The following is a 24637-nucleotide window of genomic DNA, read 5'->3' as shown; positions in this document are numbered from 1 at the left end:
ACTGGCGCGGTCGAGTGAGTCGTAGGGAAGGGCACGGGATGACCGAACGCGAGCATGTGCGGGTGGCGGTGATCGGGTCCGGGTTCGGCGGGCTGGGGGCCGCGGTGCGGCTGCGGCGCGAGGGCGTCACCGACTTCGTCGTGCTGGAGCGGGCCGACAGCGTGGGCGGGACCTGGCGGGACAACAGCTATCCCGGCTGCGCCTGCGACGTACCGTCCCATCTGTACTCGTTCTCCTTCGCGCCGAACGCGGACTGGCCGCGCACCTTCTCCGGGCAGGAGCACATCCGCGCGTACCTGGAGAACGTCGCGGACGTCTTCCGGATCCGGCCGCACATCCGCTTCAACTCCGAGGTCAAGAAGGCGACTTGGGATGCGGAACGGCTGCGGTGGGACATCGAGACCACCGGCGGCTCCTACTCCGCCGACCTCGTCGTCTCCGCCACCGGCCCGCTGTCCGACCCCAAGATCCCGGACATCCCGGGGCTCGACTCCTTCCCCGGCAAGGTCTTCCACTCCGCCCGCTGGGACCACGACTACGACCTGCGCGGCAAGCGCGTCGCCATGGTCGGCACCGGCGCCTCCGCGATCCAGATCGTGCCGGAGATCCAGCCCGACGTGGAGCGCCTCACCCTCTTCCAGCGCACCCCGCCCTGGGTGATGCCCCGCGTCGACCGCCCCATCAGCGGCGCCGAACGCGCCGTGCACCGCGCGCTGCCCTTCACCACCCAGGCCCGGCGCGGACTCCTGTGGGGCATAAGGGAGTTGCAGACCACGGCGTTCACCAAGCGGCCCAACGAGCTTGTCCTGGTGGAGCAGTTGGCCAAGAAGAACATGGCCCGTGCCATCAAGGACCCGGCCCTGCGCGCCAGACTCACCCCCGACTACCGCATCGGCTGCAAGCGGATCCTGCTCTCCCGCACCTACTATCCGGCTCTCGCGCAGCCCAATGTCGACGTCGTGGCAAGCGGGTTGAGCGAGGTCCGCGGTTCGACGGTCGTCGCGGCGGACGGAACTGAGGCCGAGGTCGACGCGATCGTCTTCGGTACTGGCTTCCACGTCACGGACATGCCGATCGCCCAACGGGTCGTCGGCGCGGACGGGCGCACCCTGGCCGAGGCGTGGCAGGGCGGAATGCAGGCGCTGCGCGGCTCCTCCGCGGCCGGGTTCCCGAACTGGATGACCGTCATCGGGCCCAACACCGGCCTCGGGACCTCCTCCATGATCTTTATCATCGAGTCGCAGCTGAACTATCTCGCCGACTACATACGGCAGTTGGACGTCCTGGGCGGCCGCGTCGCCCTCGACGCCCGGCCGAGCGCGGTGAGCGCGTGGAACCGGCGCGTGCAGGACCGTATGAGGCGCACGGTGTGGAACACGGGCGGCTGCACGAGCTGGTACATGGACGCCTCCGGCCGCAACACCACCATCTGGCCCGGCACCACGGCCGAATTCCGCAAGGCCACAAGGCGAGTTGATCTCACCGAGTACGAGGTGGTCCGGGCGAAAGCTGGAAGGAAGACGGAGGCGGCGACGGAGGCGGAGGTGGTGGACGCGTGAGCCGTCTGATGCACGTCTCGTCCGGGCCGTACGCCCCGCCCGTTCCCGCCCGCGAGCTCGCGGTCACCTCGGCCGACGGCTCCCGGCTGCACGTCGAGGTGCATGGACCCGAGGACGCGCCCGCCGTCGTCCTCGCGCACGGCTGGACCTGTTCCACGGCCTTCTGGGCCGCGCAGATACGGGACCTGGCCGCCGATCACCGCGTCATCGCCTACGACCAGCGGGGGCACGGGCGCAGTCCGGTGGCCGTCGCGCACAGTACCGACGCGCTCGCCGACGACCTGGAAGCCGTACTGGAGGAGACGCTCGCGCCCGGGGAGAAGGCCGTGGTCGCGGGGCACTCCATGGGCGGGATGGCCGTGCTGGCCGCCGCCGGGCGGGCCGGGTTCCGGGAGCACGCGGTGGCCGTTCTGCTGTGCAGTACGGGGAGTTCGCGGCTGGTCGACGAGTCGCTCGTGGTGCCGTTGCGGGCCGGGCGGATGCGGACCCGGCTGACCCGGAAGATACTGGGGACGCGGGCGCCGCTCGGGCCGGTCACGCCGACCGCGCGGCGGATCCTCAAGTACGGGACGATGGGCCCCGGTTCGGCCCCGCACATGGTCGAGGCGGTCGCGCGGATCGTGCACGCGTGTCCGCGGGCCGTGCGGTACGCGTGGTCCCGGGTGCTCGATTCACTCGATCTCGACCACGGCGTACGGGAGTTGGCGGTGCCGACGGCCGTCGTCGTCGGGTCGGCGGACCGGTTGACGCCGCCGGTGCACGCGCGGGCGTTGGTCGCCGCGCTGCCCAACTGCGTCGGGATCACCGAACTTCCCGGGCTCGGTCATATGACGCCCGTCGAGGCGCCGGAGCTGGTCGGCGCGAAGATTCGTGAACTGGTCGCCGTGTACGTGGAGTTCGATCAGGTGGAGGAGGGCGCATGAGCAGCAGGGTCAGCCTGGAGGGGCAGGTCGCGGTCGTGACCGGGGCCGCGCGGGGTGTCGGTGAGTTGCTCGCCCGCAAACTCTCCGCGCGCGGGGCCAAGTTGGCGCTCGTCGGGCTGGAACCGGACGCGCTGAAGCAGGTCTCCGAGCGGCTGCACACCGACAGCGATCACTGGTACGCCGATGTCACCGATCACGAGGCGATGGCCCGGGTCGCGGCGGAGGTGAAGGAGCGGTTCGGGAAGGTCGACATCGTCGTCGCCAACGCGGGGGTCGCGAGCGGGGGGCCGTTCGTCGACTCCGATCCGGTCGCCTGGCGGCGGGTGATCGAGGTCAATCTGATCGGGTCCGCCGTGACCGCGCGGGCGTTTCTGCCCGTGCTGATGGAGAGCCGGGGGTATCTGCTGCAGATCGCCTCGCTGGCGGCCATCACTCCGGCGCCGATGATGACCGCGTACTGCGCGTCCAAGTCGGGGGTCGAGGCGTATGCGCACAGCTTGCGGGCCGAGGTCGGTTACAAGGGCGTGCGGGTCGGGGTCGGGTATCTGTCGTGGACCGACACGGACATGGTGCGGGGGGCTGATCAGGACGCGGTCATGCGGGAGTTGAGGGAGCGGTTGCCCTGGCCGTCGAACAAGACGTATCCGCTCGGGCCGGCTGTGGATCGGATCGTGGCCGGCATCGAGCGGCGCTCCGGCCACGTGTACGGACAGTGGTGGCTGCGCGGGATGCAGTCGGTCCGGGGCTACCTGCCTTCGGTCATCGCGCTCGGCGGACAGCGCGAGATGCGGCGCTTCGAACCGCGCCTCCACACGGTGTCGAAGGGCCTCGTGGGGGCCGGGGGAGGCGGGGGGGGCGGGGGAAGCGCCGGGGGGTCACCGGGGCCGTGGGGCAGCGGGAGATGCGGCGGTTCGGGGCGCGGCTGGAGGGGATGCGGTCGGGGCTTGTGGGGGGGGGGGGGGCGGCGGACGAAGCGGCGCGGGACGCTGCGGGGGCTGCGGGGCGGGCTGCGGGGTTTGTCACGGAGGGTGACTGATCGAAATGCGGGGTTTGTCCTGGCGTGTGAATCTGGTCGAGGCCCCAACTGGGGGCCCCGCACATCCCCCCCCCATCAGTACGGGAGTGAACCCACATGGGTATGAAGGACCAGTTCCAGGACAAGGCCAAGGACCTCGCGGACAAGGCCAAGGAGCGTATGGATCAGGGTAAGGACCAGGCGCGGGATCGTGGGCAGCGGCCGGACGAGGATGTTGAGCGTACGGGGCAGGGGGCGCGGGAGCGTATGGATCGGGAGATGGACCAGGACTACGACGCGTAGTTGAGGTTCGTTTGCGTGGGGCGTCCTAGGTTTTCTGGGGCGTCCCACGTTTCGTTGTTGGGTGGCCGCCCGGTGGGGGCTGGGCGCGCAGTTCCCCGCGCCCCTAAGTACGTCACCCTTCCCTCTCTCAAGAACGCGGCGGCAACTTCGGTCTGCTGCGGTCCGGGACTGCTGAGTAGTCGGGTGGGGTTGCCGCTGGGTGGATGGCCAGTAGGTCCAGGGCCAGCTTGATCGCGTCGTCCAACTGCGCGTGTCTTCCCTCTGCCCAGTCCAATGGGGTGCGGAGGATTTCCAAGTCCGGGGTTACGCCTCGGTTTTCCACGGTCCAGCCGTATGCGTCGAACCAGGCGGCGTTCATGGGAACCGTGATCACCGTGCCGTCGCCGAGTTGGTGGCGGCCGGTCATGCCGACTACTCCGCCCCAGGTGCGTTGGCCCACCACTGGGCCGAGTTTCAGCAACTTGAACGCCGCCGTGATCATGTCGCCGTCCGACGAAGTCGCCTCGTCGGCCAGGGCAACCACCGGGCCCCTGGGGGCATTTGAGGCGTACGACACCGGTTGGGCGTTGCGGGTCAGGTCCCAGCCGAGGATCGTGCGGGTGAGTTTCTCGACGACCAGTTCGCTGATGTGGCCGCCCGCGTTGCCGCGTACGTCGACGATGAGGGCCGGGCGGGACACCTCCAGGCGCAGGTCGCGGTTGAACTGGGCCCAGCCGGAGCCGCCCATGTCGGGGATGTGGAGGTAGCCGCAGTGGCCGCCGCTCAACTCCCGTACCACGGCCCGGCGTTTGGCCACCCAGTCCTGGTAGCGGAGGGGGCGTTCGTCGATGAGGGGGACTACGGCTACTCGGCGGGCCCTGCCCTCTCCCTCCGCCGGGGTGAAGGTCAGCTCGACCGTTGTGCCGCCTGCTCCTGCCAACAGGGGGTAGGGGCCCATGAGTTCGTCCACCGGGCGGCCGTCCACGTGGGTCAGGATCGCGCCCTCCCGGATGCCGGTGCCGGCCAGGGGGGAGCGGGCCTTGGAGTCCGAGGACTCGCCGGGGAGGATGCGGGCGACCGTCCAACCGCCTTCCCTGCGGACGAAGTTGGCGCCCAGCAGGCCCTGGCGGCGCTGGTAGTGGGGCGGGCCCTCGTTGCGGCGGGACGCGGTGACGTAGGCGTGGGACGTGCCCAACTCGCCCAGGACTTCCCGGAGTAGGTCCGCGAAGTCGTCGGGGGAGGCGACTCGTTCGACCAGGGGGCGGTATTGGTCCAGTACCCCGGTCCAGTCGATGCCGCACATCTGTGGATCCCAGTAGTACGCGCGGATCAGGCGGCCCGCCTCCTCGTACGACTGGCGCCATTCGGCGGGTGGGTCCACCTCGTGGAGGATGCGGCGGAGGTCGATCCAGACCGTCGAGTCGCCGTCGCCGGACTCGGTGGAGGGGACCGCTCGTAGTTCGTCCTCGTCGACCACGACCAGGCGGGAGCCGTCGCCGCTCACCGCGAACCAGTCCAAGTGGTCTACGAGTTCGGACTTCTTCGCCTTGCTGATGTTGAAGTACTCGAGGGTCGGGCGGCCGCTGGTGTCGTCCGGGTTGGCGAAGGTCTCGCCCAGCGCGCCCGAGATCGGCCAGCGCAGCCAGACCAGGCCGCCGCCCGAAACCGGGTACAGCGCCGAGTACTTGGAGGCCGAGACCGGGAACGGGGTGACCCTGCTCTCCAGGCCTTCCACCTCTACCGTCACCGCGCCGTCCGCGCCCTCGTCGTCCTCCGCCGCGTCCAGGCCCCCGGCTGCCGGGCGGCCCTCCGGCGTCAGCGCGAAGGGGGAGGGCGTGGCCGAGGAGAGGGGGACGAGGTACGGACGGCAGCCGAGCGGGAAGGACAGGTCGCCGGTGTGGACGTCGTAGACCGGGTCGAAGCCGCGCCAGGAGAGGAAGGCGAGGTAGCGGCCGTCCCTGGTGAAGACCGGATTCTCGTCCTCGAAGCGGCCGTTGGTGACGTCGACGATCAAACGGTCCTTTATGCGCGCCATCTTGATCTGGCGGAGCGAGCGGCCGATGCCCGGGTGGGACCAGGTCAGCCAGGTGCCGTCGGGGGAGAAGGCGAGGTCGCGGACGGGGCCGTTGATGGAGCAGATCAGCTCCGTCACCTCGCCGTTGGAGTCCTCCGTGGCGTCCAGGAGCAGGAGGCGCCCGTCGTGGGCCGCGATCGCGAGGCGTTCGCCCGCCGTGTCCGACACCAGCTCCAGTACGCGGCCCACCTCGCCGGAGGCGAGTCGGCGGGGCTCGCGTTCGCCGGAGGCCCGGGGGAGGTAGGCGATCTCGATCGCGTCCTCGCCGTCCGCGTCCGTGACGTAGGCGACCTGTCCGCCGGAGCCGAGCATCTCGGGGAGGCGGACCCGTACGCCCGGGGTGTCGGTGATGGTGCGGGCGGGGCCGTCGCGGTGGGTGAGCCAGTACAGGCTGCCGCGTACGACGACGGCGCTCGCGCGGCCCGTCTCGTCGACCGAGATGCCGTCGACGTGCTGGGCGGCGGGGACTTGGTACGTACGGCGGCCCGCGCGCGGTCCGCTCAACCGCACGTCCAGCTTGCGCGGGGTCGACGTAGGGGACAGGTCGTCGACGAGCCACAGGTCGCCGGCGCACTGGTACACGACGCGGGTGCCGTCGCTGGCCGCGTGCCGGGCGTAGAAGGCGTCGTGGTCGGTGTGGCGGCGGAGGTCGGAGCCGTCGTAGGAACAGGAGTAGAGGTTGCCGATGCCCTCGTGGTCGGAGAGGAAGGCGATGCGGCCGTCGACGAACATGGGGGAGTGCAGGTGGCCCTCGAGGTCGGCGAGCAGGCGGCGGCCGTGCAGCCAGAGGCGGCCCATGGCGCCGCCGCGGTAGCGCTTCCAGGCGGCCGGTTCGTGGGGTGGGGTGCCCGTGAGGAGCAGGGTCCGGTGTTCGCCGTCGATGTCGGCGAGCTGGATGTCGGAGACCGGGCCCCAGGGGAGGCGGCCGCCGGGGTCGCCGTCGGTGGGGACCTTGTGGGCCCAGGTGAAGTACGAGAACGGTTCGCCGTGCGAGGCCACCGCGAGGATGTCGCCGTCCGGGGTCCAGCCGCAGACCTGGGTGTCCGCGCTGCCCCAGTAGGTGAGTCTGCGGCCCGGGCCGCCCTCGACCGGCGCGAGATGGATCTCCGGGACCAGGCTGCGCCAGCTCGTGTACGCGATGTGGCGGCCGTCGGGGGAGAAGCGGGGGTGACCCACCTTCGTACGGTCGACGGTGAGCCGCCAGGCGCGGCCCCTGCCGTCGAGAGGGGCCAGCCAGAGGTCGTCCTCGGCCACGAAGCTCAGGAGGTCGCCACTGAGGTGCGGCAGGCGCAGATAGCTCACCTCCCTATGCTTTTCCGCGGGACGGACCGGAGCAACTTATGAAAAATGGCCGGGGTGACTCAGCACACGTACGAAACGGTTTCGTTTCTTTGGTGAGTGCGCTACATTCATGACGTACGAAGCAGGTACGAAACCGTGTCGTTCGGATCCGGAGAGGTGAGTGGCATGACTGAAGTCGCAACGGCGCGTCGCAGTCGCATCACGCCCGAGCGTGAGGCCGAGTTGTACGCGGCCGTGCTCGACCTGCTCCGGGAGGTCGGCTACGACGCTCTCACCATGGACGCCGTGGCGGCCCGCACCAAGTCCAGCAAGGCGACGCTCTACCGCCAGTGGGGCGGCAAGGCCGAGCTGGTGGCGAAAGCGGTACGGCACAGCAAGCCGGGTCGGGCGACCGACATCGACACCGGAACACTCCGCGGCGACATGCACGCCATGGTGGACCGCGAGGACGACTGCCGGATCGAACAGAACTCCGCGCTGATGCGGGGTCTGGCCATGGCGACGCACAACAACCCGGACCTCCTCCAGGCGTTCCGGGAACTGCTCGTCGAACCGGAGATGGAAGAGTTCCGCCGGGTCACCCAGCGCGCCATCGACCGGGGCGAGGTCCGTGCGGACTGCCCCGCGCTGGAGTTCGTGGTGCACATGATGATCGGCGCCTTCGCCACCCGCACGGTGATCGAGGACCTGCCGCCGACCAAGGCCTATCTGACCTCGTACATCGACGCCGTGGTGCTCCCCGCACTCGGTGCACCCACCACCTGACACACCCAGCACGCCCACCTGACGTAACCGCTCACGTCGTCGGGCAGATCAACCGTGTCCCCAACCGGTCGATCACCCCTGCCCCGAAGAACCCCACGACCTGACCGGGAGTACGCCCTCGTGGCCACGTTCCTCTACAAAGTCGGCCGGCTCGCCTTCAGGCGACGGCACTACGTCGCCCTTCTATGGATAGCGCTGCTGACCCTCGCGGGAGTCGGCGCGGCCAGCGCCCCCGCGGCCGGCGCCTCCTCCTTCTCCGTACCGGGAACCGAGGCCCAGAAGGCCTTCGACCTGCTGGAACAGCGCTTCCCCGGGATGAGCGCCGACGGCGCCACCGCCCGGGTCGTCTTCAAGGCCCCGGCCGGTGAGAAGCTCGACTCCGGCGCGAACAAGGCCACCGTCGAGAAGACCGTCAAGGACCTCGGCGACGGCTCCGAGGTCGTCTCGGTCGCCGACCCCTTCAAGGGCAAGGCCGTCAGCAAGGACGGCACGATCGCCTACGCGTCCGTGAAGTACAAGGTCTCCGGCATGGAGCTGAAGGACGCGTCGAAGGACGCCCTGAAGGAGACCGCGCAGCAGGCACGGGCCTCCGGACTCACGGTCGAGGTCGGCGGTGACGCGCTCACCGCGACCCCCGAGACGGGCTCGACGGAGATCATCGGCATCGCGATAGCGGCCGTGGTCCTCGTCATCACCTTCGGCTCACTCCTGGCAGCCGGATTCCCGCTGCTCACCGCGCTGATCGGCGTAGGCATCGGCGTCTCGACGATCACGGCACTGGCGAACGCCCTCGACCTGGGCACCACCACCTCCACCCTCGCGATGATGATCGGCCTCGCGGTCGGCATCGACTACGCCCTGTTCATCGTCTCCCGCTACCGGGCGGAGCTGGCGGAGGGCCGCGAACGCGAGGAGGCGGCCGGACGAGCGGTCGGTACGGCGGGCTCGGCGGTGGTCTTCGCAGGCCTGACCGTCGTGATCGCCCTGGTCGGTCTGGCGGTCGTCAACATCCCGATGCTGACGAAGATGGGCGTGGCCGCGGCCGGAACGGTCGCGATAGCGGTCCTCATCGCACTCACCATGATCCCGGCACTGCTGGGCTACGCCGGCAAGAAGATCAAGCCGACCGGCCAGAAGAGCAAGCTCCTGGGCGGCGGACGGGCCAAGAGCGCCGAGAAGGCGTCCCGCCCGAACATGGGCACCCGCTGGGCGAGCTTCGTCGTACGGCGCCCGCTGGCGGTGCTGCTGCTCGGCGTGATCGGGCTCGGTGCGGCGGCGATCCCCGCGGCCTCGCTCGAACTGGGCCTGCCCGACGACGGTTCGCAGCCGACCTCCACCACCCAGCGCAGGGCGTACGACCTCCTGTCCGAGGGCTTCGGCCCCGGCTTCAACGGCCCGCTGATGGTCGTCGTCGACGCGAAGGACAGCAAGACCCCGAAGGCCGACGTCACCACGGTGACGGACAAGATCAAGGCCCTGAAGGACGTCACCACGGTCACCCCGGCGACCTTCAACAAGGACGGTGACACCGCGACGATCACCGTCGTCCCGGACTCCAAGCCGTCGTCCGTCACGACCGAGGACCTCGTCCACGGCATCCGTGACGCGGGCGCACAGGTCAAGTCGGACACCGACTCGTCGGTCCTGGTCACCGGTACGACGGCGATGAACATCGACGTCTCGCAGAAGCTGAACGACGCGCTGGTCCCGTACCTGATCCTGGTCGTGGGCCTGGCGTTCCTTCTCCTGATCGTGGTCTTCCGCTCGATCCTGGTCCCGCTGAAGGCGGCCCTCGGCTTCCTCCTGTCGGTCATGGCGGCGCTGGGCGCGGTGGTGGCGGTCTTCCAGTGGGGCTGGCTGTCGGGCCTGATGGGCGTGGAGGAAACCGGCCCGGTGATGTCGATGATGCCGATCTTCATGGTCGGCGTGGTCTTCGGACTGGCCATGGACTACGAGGTGTTCCTCGTGACCCGCATGCGCGAGGCCCACGTCCACGGCGAGAAGCCGAGCCAGGCGATCGTCACGGGCTTCAGGCACAGCGCCCGGGTGGTGACCGCCGCGGCCGTCATCATGATCGCGGTGTTCTCCGGCTTCATCAGCTCCAGCGAATCCATGATCAAGATGATCGGCTTCGGCCTGGCGATCGCCGTCTTCTTCGACGCGTTCGTGGTCCGCATGGCGATCGTCCCGGCGGTACTGGCGCTGCTCGGCCAGCGGGCATGGTGGCTGCCGAAGTGGCTGAACCGGATCCTGCCGAACGTGGACGTCGAGGGCGAGGGCCTGCGCAAGCTGGACTCCAAGGACTCCGACCCCGACGAGGACCGCGAGCTGGTACGCGCCTGATTGTTCGCTACGGCATCAGTGGACCCCGGCCCGTTCATTCGGCGCCGGGGTCTTCCCGTCACCCGGTGTGCAGCACCCGAAAACGCCCGGGTTCCGCCGGATCCCGGTCAACAACCTGAACCGGCGCCCAGGCCCACTGCCACACACCGATCCCCGGCACCCGGGAGAACGAGATCGCCCCGCGCGTACCTTCGACGGCGACACGCGGCCAGGACACGGTGGTGGCGGAACGCAGCGCATCGGCAAGCACGACGACGGCGTCGTACCCCTCAAAGGCAACGAACGAGGGCACGCCACCCAACCGCTCCCGCAGCGCTGCCTCGACACGCACCCCAAGTGCCCCGAGCCGATCAGGCAGATAACGCAGAAACGGAACCGAGGCACCGTCCTCCCCCAACACCCCACCCCACTCGCCGAATTCGGGCTGCCCGGCCGGAGCGCCGACCAACACCTCCCCGAGCCGCGGATCCCGCCGAACACACCTGACGATCGACACGGCCGGCTCCGGATACCCGACGAGAAGAAGCAGAGCCGTAGCGCGACTGTCCACGAGTTCCTGGCACAAGGCCTCCGGGCCGAGCGCACGCATGTCGAACTCGACGACCGAACCACCGCGCGGAACAAGGCAGTTCCGCAGGATCCGCGCCCCGGAAGCCCAGTACACACTCGGTTCGGCGGCGACAGCGACCCTCCGATGCCCGGCACCGAGCAGAAAGTCCGCGTAGACCCGCCACCCATGGGACTGAGCCGGAGCAATCCGAGCAACCAACTCGGAAGGCTCATCGGTCAGCGAGTCGATGACAGCCGACGAACACAGAAACGGCACCCCAAGCGCATCCGCCCTGGCGGCAACGGCACGAGCGACAACGCTGTGATACTCCCCGACCAGCGCCGCCACCCCCAGACCGGCCAGTTCGTCTACGGCCGCCACGGCCCTCTTGGGATCAGCGGCAGTGTCCCGAACCACCAACTCGAGAGGGGCCCCGGCGATCCCACCCCCCTCATTGACCTCCCGAACCCCCAACTCCAGCCCGGCGAGCAGGTGTTGCCCCGCCTCCACCCACCCGGGCCGAGTCAGCGGAACGAGCACGCCGATCCGAACGGCCGGTCGTGAAGCGGTGAGCGGTGGCGTACTCATGATGGTGCGTCTCCCGTTGATCGCAGGTTACGAGGGGTACGAGCTTGGCATCCGCCCACACCATCTTCCTCGGACGACCTGGAGGGACTTACGCACCCGCGTCCCGGCCGCTCGCTAACCTCCCGGGGTATGACCACTCTGTCCGAACGTCCCAACACCGCGTTGCTGTTGATCGACGTGCAGGTCGGCGTCGTTGCCGACGCGTATGCCCGTGACGCGGTCGTCGCCAACATCGCCGGACTCGTCGACAGGGCCCGCGAGGAATCCGTGCCGGTCGTCTGGATCCAGCACTTCGACGAGAACGTGCCCCAGGGCAGCGATGCCTGGCAGTACGTCCCCGAACTCACCCGCCGCGACCCGGAACCCCTCGTCCCCAAGAGCTACCCCGACTCCTTCGAGGGCACGTCCTTGGAGCAGGTACTGGCCGAGGCCGGGGTCGGACGCCTGGTCGTGGCCGGCGCATCCACCGACGCGTGCATCCGCTCCACGATCCATGGCGCCTTCGTGCGCGGCTACGACGTGACACTCGTCGCCGATGGCCACACCACGTCGGACTTGAGTCGGTGGGGTGCGCCGTCGCCGGAGCAGGTCATCGCTCACACGAATCTGTACTGGAAGTACCACGAGGCGCCGGGTCGTACCGCTGCTGTTGCCCAGGCAAAAGAAGTCACCTGGGCGTAGGGCCACTCGCTTCTTGGCTAGTGTCGGGCTTCCACGGCCCGAGTAAAGGGCGCTCCCTGCGGTCGCGTCGGCTACGCCGATTCCGCTCCGCTCCACCCTTGACTAGGGCCGCTCCAGCCCGTTTGAGAAGCGAGCGAGTGGCCCGGAGGGATGGGGGGCCAGGTAGGAATCCCCTTGTCTGTACTGTGTTGCTGGCCGGTGTGGAGGGACGCGCTCGCGTCTCGCCTGCACGCCGCCTCGGCTCAGCGGCCAACCCCCGGTGGGTGGTTGCTGGAAGCCGGGGGCAAACCTAACCACCCTCGCAACCTTTTACTGGTTAGGGATGGCCCCGGCTTCCAGAGGGGGAGGGGCCGGGGGCCGGGGGTGGGTGGGGCTGGGAAGTGTGACACTTCCGCTTCGACTGTCACACTTCCCAGCCCCACCCCTCCCCCCCCCCACTCACCGTTGGCCGCTAAGCCGGCCCGGCGTGCTGGCGAGACGCGAGCGCGCCCCGCTGTACCGGCCCGCAACGCAGTGCAGGTAGGGGCATAGGTACCTGGCCACCCATCCCTCGGGGCCGCCCGCTCGCTTCTGAAACGGGATTGCGGGAGACGAGTCAAGGGTGGAGCGCAGCGGAATCGGCGCAGCCGACGCGTAGCGCAGCGGAGCGCCCTTTACTCGGCTCCCGCAATCCCGACACTGACAAGAAGCGGGCGGCCCAACGGCCAGAACTCAGTCGCAGGCCCAGTACACCCACCATTACCGTGCCCCCATGACCTTGAACAACACCGAAGACGAAGACTCCGGCGCCAACCCTCGATTCGCCGACGCGCTACGGGAATTGGGGCTCGCGGACCTCCTCGGTCGTATTCGGCGCTTCCCGGACGCCACCCGTACCGCCGCCGAGGCCGCCGCCGCGATCGGGTGCGAGTTGAGCGAGATCTGCAAGTCCCTGATCTTCGCGGCGGATGGGGTTCCCGTGCTCGTGCTCATGGACGGGGCATCCCGCGTGGACGTCGAGCTGGTCCGGCGGGAGCTCGGGGTCGAGAAGGTCACGCGGGCCAAGGTGGACGTCGTACGGGAGACGACCGGGTATGCCATCGGGGGCGTGCCGCCGTTCGGACACCGTACGAAGACACGGGTGTTGGCCGATCGTTCGCTGCTCGCGCATGATGTCGTATGGGCCGCCGCGGGCAATCCGCATGCCGTGTTCCCCATGGAACCCAAGGAGCTTGTCGCGTACGCCGGTGCGACTCTGGTGGATGTGCGCGAGCAGTCCTCGTGACTCCGGAGGTCGCGGCCGCTGTTCTGCTCGCCGCTGTCACCCACGCCTGCTGGAACGCCCTCGCGCACCGCATCGAAGACAAGCTCGTCGGGTTCACGCTCATCGCGGGCGGCGGGATGGTCATCGGGCTGGCGCTCGTGCCGGTCACGGCGTTTCCGGCGGCCGGGGCGTGGCCGTATCTCGGGGCCTCCGCGCTCATCCATGTCGCGTACTACCTCCTGCTGATGAAGTCGTTCCGGCTGGGTGACTTCGGGCAGGCCTATCCGATCGCCCGCGGCACCGCGCCCCTCGTCGTGACCGTCCTCGCCGCCGTCTTCGCGCACGAGGTGCCCAACGGCTGGGCCGCCGCCGGTATCGCACTGTCCTGCGCGGGGCTGACCGGTGTCGCCCTGCGGGGCATGCGCGGGCAGCGGCCCAACTGGGCAGCGATCGGTGCCGCGTTGGCGACGGGCCTGTCCATCGCCGCGTACACCGTGGTCGACGGGCTCGGTGTTCGCGCCTCGGGCTCCTCGCTCGGGTACATCGCCTGGCTGATGGCGGTCCAGGGGTGGATGGTTCCCGCGTATGCCCTGTATCTGCGGGGTGGTCGTCAACTTGTCCCCGCGCTACGGCCGTTCGTCGGGGTCGGGTTTCTCGGTGCGGCTCTGTCCGTCGCCGCGTACGGACTGGTGCTGTGGGCCCAGACCCGCGCCGACCTCGCCCCCATCGCCGCCCTGCGCGAGTCGTCGATCATCGTCGGCGCGGCGATCGGCGCCGTGTTCTTCAAGGAGCGGTTCGGGGCGCCGCGTATCGCCGCCGCCGTACTGCTCGTGGCCGGGATCGGGTTGATGCTGAGGGCGGGTTGACCGTTCCTTCACCCGGCTTGCCGACTACTTGACGATCCGTTCCTCGCGCGTTCAGGCGACTGTCTGTGCGTGGGATGTGTGGTGTCCCTAGGGTTCCTGAGGATTCGGAAGAAGGGGCTCATGGAGAGACTCCACGCGGTCCGGGCCAGTGGGATCACCAGGTGTTTCGGTGAGGTCGTGGCACTCGACAGTGTCGACCTGGACGTGACACAGGGGCAGATCCACGGACTGGTCGGACCGAACGGCGCCGGGAAGACGACCCTGCTCGGCCTGCTGCTGGGGCTGGCTGTCGCCGACCGCGGCCGGCTGGAGATCCTGGGCACGCCGGTGGAGCGTGCGCTCGCCGTGCCGGACGGTGTCGCGGGGTTCGTGGACGCGCCCGGTCTGTATCCGTCGCTCACCGCCCGGCAGAACCTCGCCGCGTTGGCCGGCCTCCGGGGCGAGGACGCGCGGACCGCGGGGATCGACGACGTGCTCGACCAGGTCGGGCTCACCGATGTCGCCGACGACAAGGCCCGCGGCTTCTCCCTCGGCATGCGCCAGCGGCTCGGGCTCGCCGCCGCCCTGCTCACCAGACCCCGGCTGCTCGTACTCGACGAACCCGCCAACGGCCTTGACCCGGCCGGAAAGAGACACGTGCACCGCGTTCTCAACCGGCTCGCCGCGGAGGGCACGAGCGTGGTGCTCTCCAGTCATCACATGGACGACCTGGAGGCGTTGTGCGCCGAGGTCACCATCCTCGACACCGGGCGCGTGGTGTTCTCCGGGCCGCTGAACAAGCTCGCCGCCGAGAACCGTGAACTCGACTACCGGGTACGGACATCCGACCCGGACGCCGCACGTCGGCAGGCCGACGGTACGGCCGGGATACGGGTCCTCGACGGCGTCCAGCAGGACAGCGAGGTCCTCGTCGTGCGCGCCCTTGTGCCCGCTCTCGACGAACTCGTCGCGGGGCTGGTGCGGTCGGGGGTCGCGGTGCGTGAACTCGCCCCTGTCGTATCGCCACTTGAGGCCGCGTTCCTCGCCCTCACCGAGCGGCGGGAGGACGGCCGATGACCGCCACCGTCACCCGGGCCGCCGCCGTCACCGCCCGCGTCCCCGTCCCGCGCGCCTACCGCTTCGAACTGGTCAAGCTCGTCTCGCAGTGGCGGATCCGGCTGCTGGTACTGGCCTGTTGGGTCGCGCCCGCGCTCTTCGTCGCCGGGGTGAGCCAGCAGAGCACGCTGCCCTCCGACACGCTCTTCGGGCGCTGGATGCTCGCCACGGGGTGGGCCGGGCCGCTGGTGGTGCTGGGGTTCGCCGGCACCTGGGCGCTGCCGATCCTGACCTCGGTGGTCGCCGGTGACGTGTTCGCCGCCGAGGACCGGCTCGGCACCTGGCGCCATCTGCTGGTGGCGGTCCGCTCGCCCCGGCGGATCTTCGCGGCGAAGGCCCTCGCCAGTCTCACCGTCATCCTGATGCTGGTGGCGGGGCTGGTCGGTTCCAGCGTGGTCGGCGGGCTACTGGCCGTAGGGAACCGGCAGTTGGTCGGTCTCGACGGTCAGCTGCTGGCGCCGGGGGACGCCGCCGGCCGGGTGCTGCTCGCCTGGCTCTGCGCGCTCGCCCCGACCCTGGCCCTCGCCGCGATCGGACTCCTCGGATCGGTCGCGCTGGGACGGTCCCCGATGGGGCTGCTGCTGCCCCCGCTGGTCGCGCTCGCGATGCAGGTCGCCCAGATGCTGCCGCTGCCGGTGGCCGTCCGCCTCGCCCTGCCCGGTTACGCCTTCATCTCCTGGAACGGTCTGTTCACCAGTCCCGCCCAACTCGCCCCGCTCCTCATCGGCGTCGCGGTCAGCCTGGTGTGGGCCGCCCTCGCCACCGCACTGGCCTATCTCCTGTTCGTACGGCGGGACTTCACCAACCCGGCCTACGACGGGTCCGGGCGCCGCGCGCTCACCGTAGGCCTGCTGCCGCTCACCGCGCTGACCGCCCTCACCGTCGGAGTGGTCGCTGTGGCCACCCCCTCGACCGGTTCCGGGATCGGGCAGGACAAGGTCCAGCGGTCCCTCGCCACCGCCTTCGCCCACCTCTACCGGATGCAGACCGATCAACTCCACCGTCCCGCCGTCACCGAGGCGCAGCTGCGGACCTCGGCCGCCTGCACCAAGAGCGACGGGCAGGCCGCCCAGGAGGGACCCGGCAACGACTGGCGCTGTGTGGTGAGTTGGCACCTCCCCGGTGTCGCGGTCACGGGGACGGCTATCTACCAGCTCGACATCGGCCCGGACGGACGGTACGTGGCCGACGGCGACGGGCCGAAGGAAGTCAACGGCTACTTCCTGGTGCGGACTTCGACCGGGGACACCCCGAACCCGCTCTGGCAGTTCGACGGCAACGTCGACCTGCTCGACACCACCTCGAAGGGACAGGTCCATGCAGGTAACGCGGCAACGCCGGGTCAGTGAGAAGGAGCAGGTCAACCTCTTCGGCAGACGCGTCGGCCGCCGGGCCGTGCTGGTGACGGCCGGTATCGCCGTCGCCCTCGGTGTGACGGGCACCGCGGTCGCCTCGACGTACCGGTTCGGCACCCAGCAGGTCGGCCAGACCACCGCCGACGGCCAGGTCATCTCCAGCGACCAGTACATCAAGCCGTACGGCAGCCGTACCGTCGTCAACGACGGCAAGATCATGTCGTCGGCGGTCAGCCCGGACGGCAGCCACCTCGCGGCCTCCGTCACCGACGGGGACGCCTCCCTGATCGTCATGGACCTCGCGACCGGGCAGGTCGAGCAGAAGGTCGGCACCAACGCGGCGGACGGCCTGCGCATCAGCAGCGGCGCCGTCGGCCAGGAAGGCCCGACCTACTCGCCGGACGGCAAGCAGCTGTGGCTCGGACAGGCGAACGGCTACACGAAGTTCACGGTCGCCGCCGACGGCACCCTCTCCGCTCCGACTGCCGTCCCGATAGCGGCCGACGGCGCCAAGCAGGCCCTCGTCGGCGCGGCCGTGTTCTCGGCCGACGGCTCCACCGTGTACTCCGCGGTCAACGGCCAGAACAAGGTGGTCGCCATCGACACGGCGACCGGAACCGTCAAGCAGAGCTGGGCAGTTGGCAACGCCCCGCGCGGCATCGCCCTGGTCGGCGGCACGTTGTACGTCAGCAACGAGGGCGGCCGCCCCGCGAAGCCCGGCGACACCACCATCAACTCCTACGGTACCGACGTCGTCGCCAACCCGAAGACCGGCGCCAGCACCACCGGCACCGTCAGCGTCATCGACACGGCGGACCCGGCAGCCGCCGTAGGAACCATCGACGTAGGACTGCACCCGACCGCCGTGTACGCGAAGAACGGCGCGGTGTTCGTCACCAACACCGCCGACAACAGCGTCTCGGTCATCGACACCCGCAAGGGCAAGGTCGTGCAGACCATCGCCACCCAGCCGTGGCCCGAGGCGTCGGTCGGCTACGAGCCCAACGCCGTGACCCTCACCGGCGACGGCCGCCTGCTGGTGACGCTCGGCCGGGCCAACGCGGTCGCCGTCTACCGCTACACCTCCCCGCAGCAGCCCGCCCGCTACGTCGGCCTGCTCCCCACGGACTACTTCCCCTCGGAGATCACCACCGTCGGCAAGCAGATCGTCGTCACCAACACCCGTGGCGTGGACGCCCTCCGCCCCGACGCCGCCGGCCACAACACCCACGACACGACGTCGAGCCTCACGCAGTTCACGCTGCCGAGCGACCTCACCATCAGGTCGCAGACCGCCAAGGTCTTCCGGCAGAACGGCTGGACACCCGGCTCCGTCACCACCGCCAGGAACAAGAGCCACGCGAAGGCCGTCCCGGTCCCGGCCCGCATCGGCGACCCCTCGACGATCAAGCACGTCTTCCTGCTCGTGAAGGAGAACCGGACCTACGACCAGGTCTACGGCGACCTCCCGCAGGGCGACGGCGACGCCTCGCTCACCCAGTTCGGCGAGAACGTGACGCCCAACCAGCACGCGCTGGCCCAGCAGTTCGGGCTCTACGACAACTTCTACGACATCGGCACCAACTCCGCCGAGGGCCACAACTGGCTGATGCAGTCGGACAACCCGGAGTACACGGAGTCCTCGGCCGGTGAGTACACGCGCAGCTACGACACCGAGAACGACGTGCTGGGCCACCAGAAGTCCGGCTTCATCTGGACCGGCGCGCAGGCGGCCGGGAAGAGCGTCAAGGACTTCGGCGAGTTCCAGTCCCTGGAGACCAAGCCGGCCGGGGCGAACTGGCAGAACCTGTACTGCGACAGCAAGAACATGGCCGCGACGGGGGCCGGAACCGCCTACCCGATCAAGACGGGGTCGGCGATCCCCTCGCTCAACGACGTGTCGGTGCAGGGCTTCCCGCTGTTCGACCTCGACGTCCCGGACATCTACAAAGAGCAGATCTGGAAGCAGGACTTCGAGAAGAACGGCCCGGCGAACCTGAACATGTTCTGGTTCTCCAACGACCACACCGGCGGCCCGGCCAACGCCGCCGCCGAGGTCGCCGACAACGACCTCGCCGTCGGCCGGATGGTCGACGAGATCACCCACAGCAAGTTCTGGAAGGACTCGGCGATCTTCGTCGTCGAGGACGACTCCCAGGCCGGACTCGACCACGTCGACGGCCACCGCGCCCCGGTCCAGGTCATCAGCCCGTACGCCGAGCACGGCACGGTCGACAACCACTACTACTCGCAGATCACCATGGTCCGCACGGTCGAGCAGATCCTCGGGATCCACCCGATGAACCAGCTCGACAGCGCGGCCACCCCGATGTACGGGGCGTTCACGAAGAAGGCGGACGACACCCCGTTCACGGCGGTGCCCAACCGCACCTCGCTGACCCTCGGCGTGAGCCCCCAGCCGTCCTGCGGCTCGGACACCCCGGCGGCCCAGGACACCAAGGCGGCGGCAGCGCCGACGTCCGTCGCGGTGCCGCAGGCCGAGCAGAAGCTCGCCGCCCAGTGGAAGACCTGGGCCTCGCACCAGCGGCTGACCGGCCCGAACGCCGTGCCCGACTACGCCAACCCCACCCAGATGAACCGCTACACCTGGTACCAGACCCACGACTGGACCAAGCCGTACCCCGGCGACAAGAAGGTCTACGCCCCGAACGACGTGCCCGGCGCCTACCTCCCGTCGCCGGAGTCCGACGGCTGACAGGGGATGACGCCGGACAGGTCGTGGGCGCGGACGCTGTTGCGGTCCGTGGCCGAGCGGCCCAGCGCGTGGTGCGGCCACAGTCCGCCCGCCACGCGCCGGGCGCGCTCGCCCCACTCACGGGCCTCGGCGGCACCGGCCTTGTAGTGGTTGAGGGCGTAGCCGCCGGAGTGGATCCGCAGGAGGGAGAAACCGCCGGGGTAGTCCTTCGCGGCGGCGACCTCCTGCTGGACGACGTGCGGGGCGCGGTTCAGGACGGTTCTCTTGTTGCGGTGGGTGTGCCCCGCGTGGTGCAGGAAGACGCCCGGCGCCGAGACGTACGCGTCGACGATCGCGCGGGCCTGCTTCCGGTCGAGGCTCTGGCCCCGCGTCACCGGGAACACGGAGTCCCGTACGGTCAACGGATGGTGGCCGAAGACGAGGGTCGGCCGGTCCGGGTCCGACCTCAACTGCGCCTGGAACCAGGACAGTTGCTCGGCACCCAGCCCGCCCGCGTCGCCGCCGTTGCCCGCCTTGGCGTAGGTGTCGAGGCCGAGGACGCGCAGTCCGCCGAGGTCGTGCGCGAAGTAGCCGGGGGTGCCGGTGGTGGTGAACGTGTCGCCGAAGGGGTCGGCCCAGTGGGCCGGCGGGCGGTCGTGGTTGCCGCGTACGACGAAGTAGTCCCGGCCGAGCGTGCCGAAGCCGTCCAGGATGCGCCGCGCCGTGGCCACGTCCCGCGGCCCTCCGCCCGCCGAGAGGTCCCCGGCGGCCAGCAGCACGTCCGCGCCGCGCCGCCGGGCCTCCTCGACCAGGGCCCGGCTCATGATCTCCGGGTAGGCCGCGAGACCCGCCGCCTGCGATATCCCGCGCATGCCGGGGACGCCGGCGACCAGGCCCGCGGTGGTCTCGCCGAGGTGCAGGTCGTTGCAGAGGGCGATCGACAACAGGTGTCTGCCGGGCGGGGGTTGGGGCGTGGTGAAGGAGTACGTGCCGGTCCGCGAGCCCCCGAAACCGTGCCGGGAGGTGCCGACCGCGTTGCCGCGTACGTGGTGCAAGGGGGTCGGTACGGCGGGGACGCCCCGGGAGCGGGCCCGGTAGTAGTACGTCTGCCCGGGTTCCAGGCCGGTCAGCTCCACGTGGTGGTGCGCGGTGGGGCGCTCCTCGGAGGCGATGCGGTTCAGGTGGGCCGGGTGGGTGCCGTAGACGACCTCGCCCTCCGTGACCGCGGGGAGCAGGTGGCCGAGGCCGTCGTCCGTGCCCGGGATCCCGGTGTGCCAGGTGACGATGGCGTGGTCCTCGGTGAGCGTGACCAGTTCGAGGTGGACGGCCACCAGGGAACGGCCCCTGCCGCGCAGGGGAGCGGCACGCAGCAGGGCGGGGGCGAGGAGCGCGCCGGAGCGCAGGACGTCGTAGGGCGTGGGGAGGGCGGCGAGTGCCGCGAAGGGAGCGGAGAGACAGCAGCGCATACCTCTCTCCTGCCCGTCGGCCGTGAACGGCAGCGGTGGTGGCGGCTGCCGTGGTCCTACCAGTGTGCTACATGAGGGAGGCGCGCACGGCCCGCACCAGCGCCTGCGCCCTCGGGTCCGCCGTGACGCTCTTGCGGAAGCCGTTCGTGACATAGCCGAACGCGATGCCCGACTCCGGGTCCGCGAAGCCCAGCGCGCCGCCCCGGCCCGGGTGGCCGAAGGAGCCCTCCGAGAGGAGCGGCGACGCGCTGCCGTGCAGCATGTAGCCCAGGCCGAAACGGGTGCTGATCACGAGGACGCGGTCCGGGCCCGACGAGCGTTCCGTGCGGGCCAGTTCCGTCGTCTCCGGTGTGAACAGCCTTGTTCCGCCGTCCAGTTCGCCGATCAGCGACGCGTAGACACGGGCCAGTCCGTCCGCCGTCGCGATGCCGTTCGACGCGGGGAGTACGGCCGCCCGGTACGCCGGGTCGTTCTCGTCCGGCATCGGCGTGATCGCGCCGAACGCGCGCCGGGTGAGGGAGTCGGGGTTCGCGTACGCCTCGGAGACCGAGCGCTTGGGGCGGGTGCGGAGGACGCCTGTGTCCGATGTCACGGCCTCCAGTTGCGCGACCCGGCCCACCCGGCCCGCCTCGCTCGCCGGAAGGCCCACCCACACGTCCGCCCCGACCGGACCCGCGATCTCGTCCGCGATCCACTCGCCGATCGATCGTCCCGTCACCCGGCGTACCAGTTCAGCGGTGAGCCAGCTGTACGTCTGCGCGTGATAGCCGTGATCCGTGCCCGGTTCCCACACCGGCGCCTGCGCCGCGACCGCCTCAGCGGCCAGTACCGGATCGGCGGCCTGCACCGGGGTCAGCGGCCGGTCCAGCACCGGCACACCCGCGCGATGCGCGAGCAGATGCCACACGAGGGTCCGGTCCTTGCCCGCCGCCTTGTACTCCGGCCAGTACTCGCCCACCGGAGCGTCCAGGTCCAGCTCCCCGCGCTGCGCGAGCAGGAGCAGTGCGGCGGCCGCCACGCCCTTCGTCGCCGAGCGCACGATCTGGGCCGTGCCCCGCTCCCAGGGAGCGCTGCCGTCCACGTCCTTCGTGCCCGCCCAGAGGTCCACGACCCGGTGCCCGTGCCGGTATACCGTCACGGCCGCGCCCCGGTCCCCGCGCGCCTCGAAGTTCCCCACGAACGCATCCCTGACCGGCTCGAAGCCCTCGGCCACCAACCCGTTCACGTCCACGCCCGCGCTCCTCGTCCCGCCGTCCGTACTCTCTCTCAACCAAGCAGGATCGTGACGTCGATGTTCCCGCGGGTCGCGTTCGAGTACGGGCAGACCTCGTGCGCCGCGTCCACCAGCTTCGCCGCGATGTCCGGGTCGAGGATCGGCAGGGACACGCTCAGGGCGACCGCGAGGCCGTAGCCGCGCTGCTTGTTGGGGCCGATGCCGACCTTCGCGGCGACCGTCGAACCGATCAGGTCGAAGCCCGCCCTACGGCCGACCAGGACCAGCGCGTTGTGGAAGCAGGAGCTGTAGCCGGCCGCGAAGAGCTGCTCGGGGTTGGTGCCGTTGCCGTCGCCGCCCAGCGCCGGGGGCATCGCGACCTGGAGGGCGAGCTGGCCGTCCTGGCTGCTGACGAAACCGTCCCGGCCGCCGTGGGCGGTGGCCTCGGCGACGTACATGATCTTCGTCGGGCGGGTGTCGACAACTGTGTCAGTGGTGGCAGCTGTGTCGTCGGTCATGGCGGGACCTCCCCCAGGGACGGAAACACGAGAGCGCGCAACTACATCGTGCACAAGATACTGGTGAGTAGGTCGACCGTGTCCTTCAGGGGGTACGAACCATCGGTAACCCGAGGTCAGCGGGCCCGTTCCGCCGCCGCCTCCGCGCGCTCCGCCAGCCGCCACAGCTCCGCCCGCAGCCGCGAGACCTCCGGCATCTCCAGCTCCGTCGCCGCCAGCAGCGCACCCGGCACCAGGGCCGCGCGCTCCCTGAGGGCCGAACCCCGTTCCGTGCACGCGACCAGTACCGAGCGCTCGTCGTGCGCCGCGCGCTCCCGGTGGACCAGGCCCGCTGTCTCCAGGCGCTTCAGGAGCGGTGACACCGTGCCGTAGTCGAGGTGGAGCGCGGTCGCGAGGTCCTTGATCGGGGTCTCGCCGCGCTCCCACAGGACGAGGAGGACGAGGTACTGCGGGTAGGTCAGCTCCAGGTCCTCCAGGAGGGGGCGGTACGCGGCCGTCAGCGCCCGCTGGGCCGCGTACAGCGCGAAGCACAACTGCTCGTCGAGGAGCAGCGACCCGGCAGCGGCGTGATCCTTGTGCTCCTCGTTCGTCACGCGCCCATTGTCACGGACCGCGGGTCGAACCCGAAGGGCAACTCCAGGCGATGGGCGCGCATCAACGCGTCGTCGGAGAGCAGTTCACCGGTCTTCCCGTCCGCCGCGATCACACCCTCGCTCAGGATCAGCGCGCGCGGGCACAACTCCAGCGCGTAGGGCAGGTCGTGCGTGACCATGAGGGCCGTCACGTCCAACGACCGCAGGATGTCGGCCAGTTCGCGGCGGGAAGCGGGGTCGAGGTTGGAGGAGGGCTCGTCGAGGACGAGGATCTCCGGCTCCATCGCCAACACCGTGGCGACCGCGACTCGGCGCCGCTGCCCGAACGACAGGTGGTGCGGAGGCCGGTCCGCGAACTCCGCCATCCCCACCAACTCCAGTGCCGTACGCACCCGTTGCTCCAGCTCCGCGCCCTTCATCCCGGCCGCCGCCGGGCCGAACGCCACGTCCTCCCGGACCGTCGGCATGAAGAGTTGGTCGTCGGGATCCTGGAACACGATCCCGACCCGGCGCCTGATCTCCGCCATGTGCCGCTTGCCGACCGGGAGTCCGGCCACCGTCACCGTCCCGGCGCCGGCCGTGAGGATGCCGTTGAGGTGCAGCACGAGGGTGGTCTTGCCGGCGCCGTTCGGACCGAGCAGGGCGACGCGTTCGCCGCGCGCGACGGTGAAGTCGACGCCGAACAGGGCCTGTTGGCCGTCGGGGTAGGCGAAGGCGAGGCCGGAGACCTCCAGCGAAAGGGAATCGGTCACAGCGTCCATCCCAACAGGCATACGACGAGGGCGGCTGACGGCAGTGCGAGGGCGTACGACCACTGCGCCCGGGACGCGGTCACCTCGTCGATCACCGGCATCGAACCGGCGTAACCCCGGCTCACCATGGCCAGATGGACCCGCTCCCCGCGTTCGTAGGAGCGGATGAACAACGCGCCCGCCGACTTCGCGAGCACACCCCAGTGGCGGACACCCCGGGCCTCGAAACCCCGTGACTCGCGGGCGATCCGCATCCGCCGCATCTCGTCCGTGATGACATCGCCGTAGCGGATCATGAAGGACGCGATCTGGACGAGGAGGGGCGGGAGCTTCAACCGCTGCAGTCCCAGGAGGAGTTCGCGGAGTTCGGTGGTCGAGGCCAGGAGGACCGAGGCGGCCACGCCCAGCGTGCCCTTCGCCAGGACGTTCCACGCGCCCCAGAGACCGTTCACGCTCAACTGCACGCCCAGGACGGTGACTTGCTCGCCCTCCGCCACGAAGGGCATCAGCACCGCGAACGCCACGAACGGGATCTCGATCAGCAGGCGGCGGAGCAGGAAGCCCGCGGGGACTCGGGCCGTGTACGCGACGCCCGCGAGGAGGACGGCGTAGACGCCGAACGCCCACATCGCCTCGCGCGGGGTCGAGACCACGACCACCACGAAGGCGAAGGCGGCGGCCAGCTTGGTGTGCGGGGGCAGGCCGTGGACGGGGGAGTGGCCGTGCCGGTAGAGGCGGTGGGCGTGGCCCGCGCCCATG

General features: G+C 70.1%; 19 protein-coding genes and 1 pseudogene. 12 read left to right on the top strand and 8 right to left on the bottom strand.

What is annotated here, in order from left to right; genetic code table 11:
* Positions 1–38: 38 nt before the first annotated feature.
* From OO69_RS38825 to OO69_RS38810, 4 genes and pseudogenes are all read left to right on the top strand, one after another.
* Positions 39–1559, top strand: a complete 1521-nt coding sequence (locus OO69_RS38825; protein ID WP_033285646.1) for a flavin-containing monooxygenase — start codon at positions 39–41, stop codon at positions 1557–1559.
* The gene (locus OO69_RS38820) at positions 1556–2482 is read left to right on the top strand and encodes an alpha/beta fold hydrolase (protein WP_033285645.1); all 927 of its coding nucleotides are present in this window, start codon (positions 1556–1558) and stop codon (positions 2480–2482) included. The genes OO69_RS38825 and OO69_RS38820 overlap by 4 nt, the downstream gene beginning before the upstream one ends.
* A pseudogene (locus tag OO69_RS38815) lies at positions 2479–3327 on the top strand (SDR family oxidoreductase); the annotation flags it as partial. The gene OO69_RS38820 and the pseudogene OO69_RS38815, both read left to right, overlap by 4 nt.
* 293 nt (positions 3328–3620) lie before the next feature.
* On the top strand, positions 3621–3800 hold the full coding sequence (locus OO69_RS38810) for a hypothetical protein (RefSeq protein WP_420707944.1): 180 nt from the start codon (positions 3621–3623) through the stop codon (positions 3798–3800).
* Between the two features lie 127 nt (positions 3801–3927).
* Here the strand turns inward: OO69_RS38810 and OO69_RS38805 are convergent, their stop codons facing one another.
* On the bottom strand, positions 3928–7155 hold the full coding sequence (locus OO69_RS38805) for a S41 family peptidase (protein WP_033285643.1): 3228 nt from the start codon (positions 7153–7155) through the stop codon (positions 3928–3930).
* Between the two features lie 165 nt (positions 7156–7320).
* On the opposite strand from OO69_RS38805, the gene OO69_RS38800 reads away from it, so the two are divergent.
* Both OO69_RS38800 and OO69_RS38795 read left to right on the top strand, forming a co-directional pair.
* Positions 7321–7920, top strand: coding sequence for a TetR/AcrR family transcriptional regulator (locus OO69_RS38800; RefSeq protein ID WP_033285642.1), 600 nt, complete (start codon positions 7321–7323; stop codon positions 7918–7920).
* Positions 7921–8040: 120 nt separating this feature from the next.
* Positions 8041–10263 carry an MMPL family transporter gene (locus OO69_RS38795; RefSeq protein WP_033285641.1) on the top strand — a complete coding sequence of 741 codons (2223 nt, stop codon included), beginning with the start codon at positions 8041–8043 and terminating at the stop codon, positions 10261–10263.
* A 58-nt stretch (positions 10264–10321) separates the two neighbouring features.
* Here OO69_RS38795 and OO69_RS38790 read toward each other — a convergent pair whose 3' ends face one another.
* Positions 10322–11401, bottom strand: a complete 1080-nt coding sequence (locus OO69_RS38790) for an ABC transporter substrate-binding protein (protein WP_033285640.1) — start codon at positions 11399–11401, stop codon at positions 10322–10324.
* Between the two features lie 129 nt (positions 11402–11530).
* Here OO69_RS38790 and OO69_RS38785 point away from each other — a divergent pair, with 129 nt between their 5' ends.
* From OO69_RS38785 to OO69_RS38760, 6 genes are all read left to right on the top strand, one after another.
* Positions 11531–12082 carry a cysteine hydrolase family protein gene (locus OO69_RS38785; protein ID WP_033285639.1) on the top strand — a complete coding sequence of 184 codons (552 nt, stop codon included), beginning with the start codon at positions 11531–11533 and terminating at the stop codon, positions 12080–12082.
* A gap of 751 nt (positions 12083–12833) precedes the next feature.
* On the top strand, positions 12834–13346 hold the full coding sequence (locus OO69_RS38780; protein WP_033285638.1) for a YbaK/EbsC family protein: 513 nt from the start codon (positions 12834–12836) through the stop codon (positions 13344–13346).
* The gene (locus tag OO69_RS38775; protein WP_033285637.1) at positions 13343–14191 is read left to right on the top strand and encodes a DMT family transporter; all 849 of its coding nucleotides are present in this window, start codon (positions 13343–13345) and stop codon (positions 14189–14191) included. Before OO69_RS38780 ends, OO69_RS38775 begins: the two co-directional genes overlap by 4 nt.
* Positions 14192–14311: 120 nt before the next feature.
* Complete coding sequence (locus OO69_RS38770; protein WP_033285636.1) at positions 14312–15247, top strand: ABC transporter ATP-binding protein; 936 nt, start codon at positions 14312–14314, stop codon at positions 15245–15247.
* Complete coding sequence (locus OO69_RS38765) at positions 15244–16635, top strand: ABC transporter permease (protein WP_051801533.1); 1392 nt, start codon at positions 15244–15246, stop codon at positions 16633–16635. Before OO69_RS38770 ends, OO69_RS38765 begins: the two co-directional genes overlap by 4 nt.
* A complete protein-coding gene (locus OO69_RS38760; protein ID WP_033285635.1) occupies positions 16604–19357 on the top strand; it encodes an alkaline phosphatase family protein in 2754 nt (917 codons plus the stop codon). The genes OO69_RS38765 and OO69_RS38760 overlap by 32 nt, the downstream gene beginning before the upstream one ends.
* On the opposite strand, the gene OO69_RS38755 is transcribed toward OO69_RS38760, so the two are convergent.
* From OO69_RS38755 to cbiQ, 6 genes are all read right to left on the bottom strand, one after another.
* Positions 19327–20802 (bottom strand): purple acid phosphatase family protein, encoded by a 1476-nt coding sequence (locus tag OO69_RS38755; RefSeq protein WP_033285634.1) that lies wholly within the window; start codon positions 20800–20802, stop codon positions 19327–19329. The two genes, OO69_RS38760 and OO69_RS38755, sit on opposite strands and share 31 nt — an antisense overlap.
* A gap of 67 nt (positions 20803–20869) precedes the next feature.
* A complete protein-coding gene (locus OO69_RS38750) occupies positions 20870–22033 on the bottom strand; it encodes a serine hydrolase domain-containing protein (protein ID WP_033285633.1) in 1164 nt (387 codons plus the stop codon).
* 35 nt (positions 22034–22068) lie between these two features.
* Positions 22069–22533, bottom strand: a complete 465-nt coding sequence (locus OO69_RS38745) for an organic hydroperoxide resistance protein (RefSeq protein WP_033285632.1) — start codon at positions 22531–22533, stop codon at positions 22069–22071.
* Between the two features lie 116 nt (positions 22534–22649).
* Positions 22650–23126, bottom strand: coding sequence for a MarR family winged helix-turn-helix transcriptional regulator (locus tag OO69_RS38740; RefSeq protein WP_033285631.1), 477 nt, complete (start codon positions 23124–23126; stop codon positions 22650–22652).
* A complete protein-coding gene (locus OO69_RS38735; protein WP_033285630.1) occupies positions 23123–23887 on the bottom strand; it encodes an energy-coupling factor ABC transporter ATP-binding protein in 765 nt (254 codons plus the stop codon). Before OO69_RS38735 ends, OO69_RS38740 begins: the two co-directional genes overlap by 4 nt.
* Complete coding sequence (gene cbiQ, locus OO69_RS38730; RefSeq protein WP_033285629.1) at positions 23875–24636, bottom strand: cobalt ECF transporter T component CbiQ; 762 nt, start codon at positions 24634–24636, stop codon at positions 23875–23877. Before cbiQ ends, OO69_RS38735 begins: the two co-directional genes overlap by 13 nt.
* Between the last annotated feature and the right edge of the window lies 1 nt (position 24637).

Origin of the sequence: Streptomyces sp. NRRL F-525 (assembly GCF_000716605.1) — a bacterium.
In the GTDB taxonomy this organism is placed as follows: Bacteria; Actinomycetota; Actinomycetes; order Streptomycetales; family Streptomycetaceae; genus Streptomyces.
Note: the sequence above shows the minus strand (reverse complement) of the source record. Positions and strands in the feature narration are given on the sequence as shown.

What these genes read in the sequence shown, in the direction of transcription:
- OO69_RS38760 (WP_033285635.1), top strand. Translation starts at nt 16,604, where the DNA reads ATGCAGGTAACGCGGCAACGCCGGGTCAGTGAGAAGGAGCAGGTCAAC.
- OO69_RS38765 (WP_051801533.1), top strand. Translation starts at nt 15,244, where the DNA reads ATGACCGCCACCGTCACCCGGGCCGCCGCCGTCACCGCCCGCGTCCCC.
- OO69_RS38770 (WP_033285636.1), top strand. Translation starts at nt 14,312, where the DNA reads ATGGAGAGACTCCACGCGGTCCGGGCCAGTGGGATCACCAGGTGTTTC.
- OO69_RS38810 (WP_420707944.1), top strand. Translation starts at nt 3,621, where the DNA reads ATGAAGGACCAGTTCCAGGACAAGGCCAAGGACCTCGCGGACAAGGCC.
- OO69_RS38735 (WP_033285630.1), bottom strand. Translation starts at nt 23,887, where the DNA reads ATGGACGCTGTGACCGATTCCCTTTCGCTGGAGGTCTCCGGCCTCGCC.
- OO69_RS38780 (WP_033285638.1), top strand. Translation starts at nt 12,834, where the DNA reads ATGACCTTGAACAACACCGAAGACGAAGACTCCGGCGCCAACCCTCGA.
- OO69_RS38755 (WP_033285634.1), bottom strand. Translation starts at nt 20,802, where the DNA reads ATGCGCTGCTGTCTCTCCGCTCCCTTCGCGGCACTCGCCGCCCTCCCC.
- cbiQ (WP_033285629.1), bottom strand. Translation starts at nt 24,636, where the DNA reads ATGGGCGCGGGCCACGCCCACCGCCTCTACCGGCACGGCCACTCCCCC.
- OO69_RS38800 (WP_033285642.1), top strand. Translation starts at nt 7,321, where the DNA reads ATGACTGAAGTCGCAACGGCGCGTCGCAGTCGCATCACGCCCGAGCGT.
- OO69_RS38745 (WP_033285632.1), bottom strand. Translation starts at nt 22,533, where the DNA reads ATGACCGACGACACAGCTGCCACCACTGACACAGTTGTCGACACCCGC.
- OO69_RS38785 (WP_033285639.1), top strand. Translation starts at nt 11,531, where the DNA reads ATGACCACTCTGTCCGAACGTCCCAACACCGCGTTGCTGTTGATCGAC.
- OO69_RS38790 (WP_033285640.1), bottom strand. Translation starts at nt 11,401, where the DNA reads ATGAGTACGCCACCGCTCACCGCTTCACGACCGGCCGTTCGGATCGGC.
- OO69_RS38825 (WP_033285646.1), top strand. Translation starts at nt 39, where the DNA reads ATGACCGAACGCGAGCATGTGCGGGTGGCGGTGATCGGGTCCGGGTTC.